General features: G+C 68.5%; 11 protein-coding genes. 8 read left to right on the forward strand and 3 right to left on the reverse strand.

All coding sequences use genetic code 11. The features are described 5' to 3' along the window. Window position 1: 1 nt before the first annotated feature. Complete coding sequence (locus tag ACFW0G_RS41890; protein ID WP_378331113.1) at window positions 2-451, forward strand: hypothetical protein; 450 nt, start codon at window positions 2-4, stop codon at window positions 449-451. 87 nt (window positions 452-538) lie between these two features. Further along, on the forward strand, window positions 539-2,947 hold the full coding sequence (locus ACFW0G_RS41895) for a GH92 family glycosyl hydrolase (protein ID WP_378331114.1): 2,409 nt from the start codon (window positions 539-541) through the stop codon (window positions 2,945-2,947). Window positions 2,948-3,015: 68 nt separating this feature from the next. Here the strand turns inward: ACFW0G_RS41895 and ACFW0G_RS41900 are convergent, their stop codons facing one another. Continuing rightward, window positions 3,016-3,285: a hypothetical protein gene (locus ACFW0G_RS41900; protein ID WP_378331115.1), complete on the reverse strand. Its 270-nt coding sequence runs from the start codon at window positions 3,283-3,285 to the stop codon at window positions 3,016-3,018. A 326-nt stretch (window positions 3,286-3,611) separates the two neighbouring features. On the opposite strand from ACFW0G_RS41900, the gene ACFW0G_RS41905 reads away from it, so the two are divergent. The 4 genes from ACFW0G_RS41905 to ACFW0G_RS41920 all read left to right on the forward strand — a co-directional run bounded on the left by ACFW0G_RS41905 (window position 3,612) and on the right by ACFW0G_RS41920 (window position 6,397). Beyond that, complete coding sequence (locus tag ACFW0G_RS41905) at window positions 3,612-3,983, forward strand: DUF3817 domain-containing protein (protein WP_378331116.1); 372 nt, start codon at window positions 3,612-3,614, stop codon at window positions 3,981-3,983. Window positions 3,984-4,310: 327 nt separating this feature from the next. Continuing rightward, window positions 4,311-4,856 (forward strand): DUF6879 family protein, encoded by a 546-nt coding sequence (locus ACFW0G_RS41910; RefSeq protein ID WP_378331117.1) that lies wholly within the window; start codon window positions 4,311-4,313, stop codon window positions 4,854-4,856. Next, complete coding sequence (locus tag ACFW0G_RS41915; protein ID WP_378331118.1) at window positions 4,856-5,713, forward strand: helix-turn-helix domain-containing protein; 858 nt, start codon at window positions 4,856-4,858, stop codon at window positions 5,711-5,713. The genes ACFW0G_RS41910 and ACFW0G_RS41915 overlap by 1 nt, the downstream gene beginning before the upstream one ends. Before the next feature lie 432 nt (window positions 5,714-6,145). Beyond that, window positions 6,146-6,397 (forward strand): hypothetical protein, encoded by a 252-nt coding sequence (locus ACFW0G_RS41920; protein ID WP_378331119.1) that lies wholly within the window; start codon window positions 6,146-6,148, stop codon window positions 6,395-6,397. Window positions 6,398-6,420: 23 nt separating this feature from the next. On the opposite strand, the gene ACFW0G_RS41925 is transcribed toward ACFW0G_RS41920, so the two are convergent. Then, window positions 6,421-6,921 (reverse strand): MarR family winged helix-turn-helix transcriptional regulator, encoded by a 501-nt coding sequence (locus ACFW0G_RS41925; RefSeq protein WP_378331120.1) that lies wholly within the window; start codon window positions 6,919-6,921, stop codon window positions 6,421-6,423. A gap of 66 nt (window positions 6,922-6,987) precedes the next feature. Here ACFW0G_RS41925 and ACFW0G_RS41930 point away from each other — a divergent pair, with 66 nt between their 5' ends. Continuing rightward, window positions 6,988-7,287, forward strand: a complete 300-nt coding sequence (locus tag ACFW0G_RS41930; RefSeq protein ID WP_378331121.1) for an MTH1187 family thiamine-binding protein — start codon at window positions 6,988-6,990, stop codon at window positions 7,285-7,287. Here the strand turns inward: ACFW0G_RS41930 and ACFW0G_RS41935 are convergent, their stop codons facing one another. Beyond that, a complete protein-coding gene (locus ACFW0G_RS41935; protein WP_378331122.1) occupies window positions 7,288-7,695 on the reverse strand; it encodes a hypothetical protein in 408 nt (135 codons plus the stop codon). A 115-nt stretch (window positions 7,696-7,810) separates the two neighbouring features. Between ACFW0G_RS41935 and ACFW0G_RS41940 the strand changes: the two genes are divergently transcribed. Next, entirely contained in the window at window positions 7,811-8,788 is a 978-nt protein-coding gene (locus tag ACFW0G_RS41940; RefSeq protein ID WP_378331123.1) for a tetratricopeptide repeat protein, read from the forward strand. Window positions 8,789-8,912 lie beyond the last annotated feature (124 nt).

Genomic DNA, 8,912 nt, shown 5'->3' on the forward strand with positions numbered 1-8,912 from the left:
CATGGGCAGGGTTAACCAGCCGGACACGCTGGTGTCGGAGCTGCGCGAGATCCAGCGGCGGCTGCGGCTGCTCGAAGGCGGCCACGCGGCCACCGCGGCGATGTTCTCGGCCACCGCGGCGCCCACGCCCTCGGTGGTGCCGTTCCTGCCCGCGCGGCCCGCGGACTGGCCGGGCACGCCCTCGGCGTCCTGGGTCCCGCTGGTGCGGCTGCTCACCGCCCCCGGCGCGCTCCGGGTGGTGGTCGAAACACTGGCGGACGCGGCGGCCACCGGGCAGGTGCGGGTCCTCGTCGACGGTGTCGCGGCGGAGGGTGTGCTGGCCGTGGCCCCGGTGGAAACCCGGTACACGGTCCCGGTCACCGCGGAATCGGCGCTGACCGAGCTGGTCGTCGAAGCCCGCCGGACCGGGGGTAGCGGCCTGGTGCGGGCGGTCGCGTTCGCGGTGTCCTGAAGTGGACAGGCTTGTACCGGGCTCTTGACCGGCGTTGTGGCCGATGCCGAAAGTGTGGGGAACGACATCGTTGTCAGGAGGTGGTCCATGTCCGCGAGACCCCGCACCCGTGCGGCCGGGCTCGTGCTTTCCCTGCTGGTCCCGGCCGCGACGCTGGTTCCCGCCACCGCTGAGGCCGCGCCGGCGGACGCGCTCGATTCCGTCAACACGTTCATCGGCACCAAGGACGACGGGAACACCTTCCCTGGCGCGTCGGCGCCGTTCGGGATGACGCAGGTGAGCCCCATCGGTTCGCACTACGCGGGCTGGCGTTACGACGACACCGCGATCCGCGGCTTCGGGCATTTCTTCCTGTCCGGCGCGGGCTGCTGGGAGCAGGGCGGGCTCGTCTCGACCCTGCCGACCACCGGCGCCGTCGGGCCGGGGGCGGCGTTCGACACGACCAAGCCCGCGACGTTCGACCAGAAGCGGTACGCCTCGCCGTACACCCATGACGGCGAGGTCGGCAAACCCGGCTACTACAAGGTCCGGCTCACCGGTTACGGCGGCATCGACGTCGAGACGACCGCGACCACCCGCACCGGTGTGGAGCGCTACAACTTCGCGAAGCCGGGCGACGCCAACGTGTTCGTCAACGTCGGGCAGGCCAACGACAAGGAACCGGTGACCGCGAGCAGCATCCGCGTCGTCGACGACCGGACGGTCGAAGGCACCGTGGAATCGCAGGCGTTCTGCGGCGGGAAGCCGTACACGACGTGGTTCCGCACGACGTTCGACAAGCCGTTCAAGTCCTCCGGCACCTGGTCGCCCACCGGCGGAACGCCCGGCGGCAAGGAATCCTCGGGCGGCGCGGGCCTGCGCGGCGCGTGGCTCACCTTCGGCGGCGGCCCGGTGACCGCGACCACCGCGATCTCCCAGGTCGACGCGAACGGCCCGAAGGTCAACCTCGCCGCCGAGCGGGTCCGCCCGTTCGACCACGTCCGCGCGGACACCCAGCGCACGTGGCGTCGCGAGTTGTCCACTGTGGACATCAAGGGCGGGAAATCGGACGACCGCACGGTCTTCTACACCTCGCTTTACCACTCGCTACTCCAGCCGCTGACCGGCAACGACGCGGACGGCCGTTATTACGGCTTCGACAAGAAGATCCACCGCGCGGTCGGCTGGACCTACTACGACTTCTTCTCGCTGTGGGACACCTACCGCTCGCAGAACCAGCTCCTCGCGATGCTGCGCCCGGACCGGGCCAAGGACATCGCGAAGAGCGTCCTGGCGATTCACGACCAGGGCGGCTGGCTGCCGCGATGGGCGTATGCGAGCCAGGAGACGAACACGATGACCGGCGACCCGGTCACGCCGTTCCTGGTCGACCTGTGGCGCTACGGGGCCTTGTCCGGCAACGAAGTCAAGGCGTACCAGGCGTTGTTGCAGAACGCGCGCGAGGTACCCCCGGCGGCGTCGCCGTTCCAAGGACGCTCCGGGAATCCCAGCTACCAGAAGGACGGCTTCGTCCAGTACGACCCGAACTTCCCGAAGAAGGGCCAGGACACCGACCCGAACCACGGCGCGTCGGCGACGCTGGAGTACGCGCTCGGCGACTGTTCGCTGTCGATCATGGCGGCAGCGCTGGGCAGGAAGGACGACGCGAAAGCGCTTGCGGAGAAGTCCCGCACTTACCGCACGCTGTGGGACGCCAGCCAGAACGACCGCGGGTTCAGCGGTTTTTTCCGGCCGAAGGTGGCGGGCGGCGGCTGGTTCACCCCGGCCGACAAGCCGTACAACCCGCAGAGCCAGGACGGGTTCCACGAGGGTACGTCGTGGCAGTACCAGTGGCTGACCCAGCAGGACGTCCCGGGCATCACGAAGCTCATGGGCGGCAAGGACAACGTCGGCAAGCGGCTCGACGACTTCTTCGCCTACTCCGACCTCGTGGCCGACCCGGCCAAGACCGTGCGCGAGAAGTGGGTTGTCGGGCCGTACAACTACTACAACCAGTTCCGGTACAACCCGAACAACGAACCTGACCTGCACGCGCCGTGGATGTACACGCTTTCCGGGCAGCCGTGGAAGACCTCCGCGGTGCTCCGCGCGGCACAGACGCTGTTCACCAACGCGCCGAACGGCGTGACCGGCAACGACGACCTCGGTGAGATGTCGGCGTGGTACGTCTTCAGCGCGTTGGGGATCTACCCCGGTGCGCCGGGCACCGGGAACTTCCTGTTGTCCGCGCCGCGGTTCTCGAAGTCGGTCATCCACCTGCAGAACGGACGCGACGTGACGATCGCCGCGGGCGGGGCGGACGGCGCGAAGCTCCAGTACGTCGCCGGTCTGCGGGTCGGCAACGGCTGGTGGTCGTCGCCGAGTGACAAGGCGTACGTCAGCTTCGAGCAGCTCAACCGCGGGGTGACGCTGGACTTCCGGCTCACCACCGACGCCACCCAGGCCACCTGGGCGACCGGCCCCGGCGGCGCCCCGGCGTCCCCCTGCGCGGGATAGCCCGCTGAACGAAAAGGGGGTCGCCGCGGATACCCGCGGCGACCCCCTTCAGCGTTGCGGGCGGACCGTCATGCGCTCCAGCCGTAGTACCAGCCCGGACCCTGCGGGTACGAGCCCTCGTAGTAGCACTCGGACTTCACCGTGTGCTTCGCGCGATCCTGATCGCAGGCCGCGACGCTCGGGAACGGGCCTTCTTCGAACCACACCTTCGGCGCGGTGACCTGAGTGCTGGTCTCCGGTGCCGCCGCGAAGGCGGGCTGGGCCGCGCCCGTCGCGAGCAGGCCGGCCGCCAGGATCGCGCCGGTCGCGGCGGCCTTGCGCATGCTGAGCAGGGTCATGTAATTCCTCCGCTTTCCCCACAGAATCAAGCAGTGTCGCTCCGGCCAGTAAGCCGGGCACGAAGTGAATCTTCGACGAGATGCTGTACGCGGTCAAGCGATTACCCGCAGTTGTCCCGCCAATGGTCTAGTCCGGTACGGACCACGGGTCGTGAGCATCATCACGGGCCCCGGTGTTCCGGTGAGGGCCGTCACGTATCACACTGGTGTTACACACGTCCGACAGCGCTGTTGACGTCCACCCGGGAATCCCGTTTGGACACAGTGAGGTCGGACATGTTCGTGTAGAGCGCCAGTGAGAGTGTGAGACCCACTCAGGAGGAGTCGTGTCCAGCAAGGCCGCTTTAGTATTCCGCGTGGCCGCAGTCGCCGAAGCCCTGTCCTGGGCCGGCTTGCTGATCGGGATGTTTCTCAAGTACGTCGTCCACGCCGCGAACGACGGCGGTGTCCCCGTCCTCGGCATGGTGCACGGCGTCATCTTCGTCCTGTACGTCGTGATCTCCCTCTCCGTCGCGAAGCCGCTCGGCTGGCGCCCGCGCACGCTGGTCCTCGCGCTGCTCTCCTCCATCCCGCCGCTGTTCACCTGGCTGTTCGAGAAGTGGGCGCTGCGCAACGGCAAGCTCGACGGCCCGCAGCGGCTGAGCCAGGGCGGCACCGGCCTCTTCCAGGCGAAGACCCCGGAGACCGCCGCGGCCTGATTCCCCGGTCCCTTTACGGCCCCCGTGAGCACCGCTCACGGGGGCCGTTTCATTCCGCCTCGCGAATAGCCTTTCGGGCGGCACGAACTGTCGGTGTCCGGCAGTACGCTCGCTGTGACCGGTTCCGAGGGGAGAGGTGGCCCATGAAATTGACCAAGCTGGCGGGCGTGGACTGCATAACTGGTTCCGACTGCGCCAGAGTGTCGCTGACGGAGTGGGGGACGGTCGCCGTCCAAGGCGATGTTCTGTTGCCTGAGGGCGACGTGCGGCCTGGCCGGGGCGAGGCCGTAGTGGAAATTCCGCTCAACCTACTTCTGGAGGCGGCTCGTGCGGCGCGGTGAGGAGAAACTGAGGTCGGGCGACAACTGGCTGACCGGTGATGCCTGGGCCGCCCAGTGGCAGAACTTCAAGCGGAGCGCGTGGCGGCTGGAGACCTTGCCCGCTTACAAGGTTGGCCCGGAAGAAGGTGGACTCGAGCGCTTCCTGGCAACCGGTGAGGCCGAGCCACCCACACACTGGTACGAAGAGTTGCGGGAGCACGCCGCGGCAGGCCGCACGGTCGGCCGAGTACACACGCTTACCCCACCGCTCAGTGACTACCTGCGGTGGGAATTCACGGCCTACCCGGGCAGTGTCGATGCCGGTGAAGACGTCCGCATTCTCGACTACTCGCGAACGCCGAATCCGGGGCTGCCTGACCAGGACTTCTGGCTGTTCGACGACGAGGTGGTCGTCTTGATGCACTACGAGGCCGACGGCACGCAGGTCGGGCGGGAGCGGCTGGTCGACGTGGACCCGGCGCCCTACGTTCGGTACAAAGAGCTGGCGATCCAGCACAGCGTCCCTTTCCTGGAGTACGTCGCGAAGGACTGATGTTCGAACCCGAGAGTGCCGCGGCTGGTCAGCTCAGCCTCGCGGAAGCCCTGCGCACCCTGCGCAGGGCTTCTGGGCTGTCCGGTGAACGGCTGTCCGACAAGACCGGCATCAGCCAGTCCAAGATCTCGAAGATCGAGACGGGCAAGCTCGTGCCCAGCATCACGGACGTGGAGCAGATCGTTCACGCGCTCGGCGTTGACCGTGGATACGCCGGTGAACTGCTCGCGCTGGCGCAGTTGGGCACTACCGAGTACGAGTCCGGCCGCGCCAAGAGCAAGCTCGGCTGGGGCAAGGTGCAGGACCGGCTCGCCGCGATCGAGCGGTCCGCCACCGAGATTCGATTCGTCCTCCCGACTATGATCACCGGCCTGCTTCAGACCGCTGAATACGCGTCGGTGGCGGTGAACGCTCCGATCGGACGGCAAACGTCCGAGGCGGTGCAGCGGGAGATCGTCGCGCGCAAGCTTGATCGCCAGCGAATCCTTTACGACACCGGAAAGCGGTTCGACTTCCTCTTTACTGAAGCCGCCTTGCGGTGGCGGCTTTTGTCCGCGCCGGGAATGGCGATCCAGCTGGACAAGGTGGTATCATTCGCCGCACTTTCGAGCGTTTCGGTTCAGGTCATTCCGCTCACTGTGACCATGGCCGATGCACCGCTCGAAGTGTGTGTGATCTATGACGACCGCCTCGTGACGATCGAGACATCCGCCAGTGGGCTGGCGTTGCGCGATCCGCGGGACATCGCGTTCTACCGGGCGCAGTTCGACTACTTCTCCTCCTGCGCGCTCGGCGGTGAAGCTGCCAGAGAGTTCATTTCCGGCATTGCCGACGAGTTCCGGCGCGAGTCGGCCTGAATGAGGTTTCTCGCTGAGGTTGTGGCCACGTCATGAGGTGCCGGGGTGGTGTGGGGGGGGGACCCATGATGGGGGTGGAAAGCGGGGACCCCCGGTGTGCCGCGAGAGGGCGCGCACGGGAGGCGGGGGGGGGGCCCCCCTCGCGGTGGGGTAGTTTCATCGTCGGCAACGGAGCGTTCGCGACGTCGGGCGACGCTGTCGACGTGGGGGGAGTGCGAGGGGTACCCCCGGTGCACCCACCGGCTCGGCGGACCGAAGGCGTACTTCAGTGCATCCGCACTCCCACAGTGCGGCACTCTTAGTGAGAAAGCCTCAATTCGGCTCTTGGAATATTCGCGTCGTCTCAGGTTGCCTGAATACATTCCGGTGAATGCTGTGTCGTGACGCGAATATTTCCGTCAAGGAATTGAATTCGTTCTTATCGTCCGGTGAATGGGTGAGCGGCTCGACTGGCGGCTGATCTGGTGGGTGAACACCGGTAAGGCCCTGCACGCGCTGGCGCGTGAGGTGCCGCGTGGCGTGGCGGCCACTCGGCGTGCGTTGTGTGGTGAACAGGTGCGGGTGGTCGTCCGGCCTTGGCTCGTCGTGCCGGGACCGGTGCCGATACGGGAGTGCCCCGCCTGCCGCGCGAAGGTGAACGCGGTGCGGCCGGAACGAATCTCCCGGCTCGGGCTTCCGTCCTGATCGGACAGTCCGGAGTGGAGCGCTTACTCCGTGAAGTCGCCCGCGGCGCGTCGGACCTTCGTCAGCAGGTCGGTGAGCTGCTCGGTCTGGCGGCCGGTCAGGCCAGTGAGGCCGAAGTCGATGGTGGTGACGGCTTTCGTCGCCTCCTCTCGGCGGGCGCGGCCGTCGTCGGTGATCTCGACCAGGGTCGTGCGCCGGTCGGTGGGATGCGGGACACGCTTGACGAGCCCGTCGCGCTCCAGCCGGTCCACTATGTTGGTGACGCTGGTGGGATGCAGTTGCAGCCGTTCACCCATCACGCGCATGGGCAGGCTCGCGCTGCGGGCGAAGGTGAGCAGCACCAGCGCCTCGTACCGGGCGAAGGTCAGGCCGTGGGGCTTGAGCGCGCCGTCCACCGCGGACTGGATGATCTGTTGCACCCGCATCACGCCGGTGACCGCGGCCATGGTGCCGGAGGGCCCGATCCGGGCCTCCCACAGCTGCGCCGCGCGGGCAATCGGGTCGAACGGCAGCGGACGGTTCATGACGGTCGAAGTTACCAGCGGGTACCGGGTTCGTGTCGGCTGACCGAGGAAAAGAGAGGACACAAGATGATCGTCGCCTTCAGCGTCAGCCCGTCCGGTGGGGACTCCGGCGGCGGAGTCAGCGAGGCGGTCGCCCGCGCGGTGCGGGTCGTGCGCGAGTCGGGGCTGCCCAATTCCACCAACGCGATGTTCACCAACATCGAGGGCGAGTGGGACGAGGTCATGGCCGTCGTCAAGCGCGCGGTCGAGGCGGCTGGGGAGGGCGCTTCGCGGGTCGGGCTGGTGCTCAAGGCCGACATCCGGCCGGGCTACGAAGGTCAGCTCGAGGCGAAGGTCGAGCGCGTCGAGGCGCGGCTTAAGGAGTGATCACGGCAGCGGGGGCGTGAACGCGACCTTCCAGCGTCCCTTGGCCTCGGTCAGGGCGAGCGGATACGAGAACCGTTCGCCCTGGGCGCGGACGCCGGTGACCACCGCCTGGGTGGGCTGCCGCTCGTCGGGGGCCAGCTGGACCGCCACCTCGCGGACCTCACCGCTGTCCAGTTTGGCGAGATAGCTCTTCGCGAAGTCGCCGGAGTCCTTGCCGCCGTAGTCGACGAGGTTCGCCAGCGCGTCCGAGTCGCGGGCGGTCAGCGCCGTGGCCAGCTGATCGCGCAGGTTCGGCGGCGAGTCCGCGCCCGCCTCGGGCTGGTGCGCGATGAGCAGCGTGATCGTGGTGATCCAGGCCACCAGCGCGAGGACAGCCCCGCCGACCCGGACGTCTCGCTTGCTCACCATCGGCCCGCCCTCTCGTGCTTCTGGGGCCGAGCTTGCCCCACGGCGGGTTTCCTGCCAACCGGACGGGCCGGACACCAGCGGTGAAACGCTCGCGGATGCGTGCCAGGATGGACCTGTGACACACCCACGCGGATCTGCAGCAGCGAAGTCAGCGGCCATGTCCGCCGCCCTCTCCGGCGCGGTCGATCTGTCCGCACTGAAGGCCCGTGCCGAAGCGGCACGCAAACAGCCGGCGGCCCCGCCCGAGGGCGGCGGCCCGGCACCGTCCGGGAACGGCGCGCCCTCGGGCGACGCCGTGATCGAGGTCACCGAGGCGACGTTCCAGGCCGAGGTCGTGGAGCGTTCGCTGCGCCAGCTGGTGATCGTCGACCTGTGGGCCGAATGGTGCGGCCCGTGCAAGCAGCTCAGCCCGGTGCTGGAGAAGCTCGCCGGCGAGAGCAACGGCGCCTGGGTGCTGGCCAAGGTCGACGTCGACGCGAACCCGCGGATCGCGCAGCTGTTCGGCGCCCAGTCGATCCCGACCATCGTCGCGATCGGCGCGGGCCAGCCGGTGGACGCGTTCTCCGGCGCCCTTCCCGAACCCGAGATCCGGAAGTGGCTCGGCGCGCTGATGGACGCGCTGCGGGACAAGCTGCCCAGCATCACCGCGGCCGAGCAGGGCGGCGGCCCCGTCGAGGAGCCCGAGGACCCGCGGTTCACCGAGGCCGAGACCGCTTTCGAGCGTGGCGATTTCGCGGCGGCGCAGGCGGCCTACGAGCGCATCCTCGACGTCGAACCGGCCAACGAGCAGGCCAAGACGGCGCTGGCCCAGGTGAAGTTCACCGCCCGCGCCGAGGCGGCCGACCCGGAGGCGCTCGCGAAGGCCGACGCCGACCCGTCGGACATCTCCGCGCAGCTCGCCGCCGCCGACCTCGATGTCGCGGAGCAGCGGGTCGAGGCCGGATTCGCCCGGCTCATCGCGACCGTGCGCCGGACCGCGGGGGAGGACCGCAACAAGGTCCGTGAGCACCTGGTGGCGCTGTTCGACCTGTTCGACCCGGCCGACGAGCGCGTCATGAAGGCACGCCGCGACCTGGCCAGCGCCCTGTTCTGACCCAGCGCGGCCCTTGACGCCGAGCCAGCGCCCACGGGCCCGGAATGCCGTTAAGGCCACCTTACGGGCGTCAGACGCCCGTAAGGTGGCCTTAACGGCACGTGGGAGAAGCGTGGCTCAGCCG

This window comes from Amycolatopsis sp. NPDC058986, assembly GCF_042741125.1.
Lineage (GTDB): Bacteria > Actinomycetota > Actinomycetes > Mycobacteriales > Pseudonocardiaceae > Amycolatopsis.

Excerpts from the sequence above, each read along its gene's own strand:
- ACFW0G_RS41925 (WP_378331120.1), bottom strand. The coding sequence starts at position 6,921 with ATGAACCGTCCGCTGCCGTTCGACCCGATTGCCCGCGCGGCGCAGCTG.
- ACFW0G_RS41900 (WP_378331115.1), bottom strand. The coding sequence starts at position 3,285 with ATGACCCTGCTCAGCATGCGCAAGGCCGCCGCGACCGGCGCGATCCTG.
- ACFW0G_RS41915 (WP_378331118.1), top strand. The coding sequence starts at position 4,856 with ATGTTCGAACCCGAGAGTGCCGCGGCTGGTCAGCTCAGCCTCGCGGAA.
- ACFW0G_RS41930 (WP_378331121.1), top strand. The coding sequence starts at position 6,988 with ATGATCGTCGCCTTCAGCGTCAGCCCGTCCGGTGGGGACTCCGGCGGC.
- ACFW0G_RS41890 (WP_378331113.1), top strand. The coding sequence starts at position 2 with ATGGGCAGGGTTAACCAGCCGGACACGCTGGTGTCGGAGCTGCGCGAG.
- ACFW0G_RS41895 (WP_378331114.1), top strand. The coding sequence starts at position 539 with ATGTCCGCGAGACCCCGCACCCGTGCGGCCGGGCTCGTGCTTTCCCTG.
- ACFW0G_RS41920 (WP_378331119.1), top strand. The coding sequence starts at position 6,146 with ATGGGTGAGCGGCTCGACTGGCGGCTGATCTGGTGGGTGAACACCGGT.
- ACFW0G_RS41935 (WP_378331122.1), bottom strand. The coding sequence starts at position 7,695 with ATGGTGAGCAAGCGAGACGTCCGGGTCGGCGGGGCTGTCCTCGCGCTG.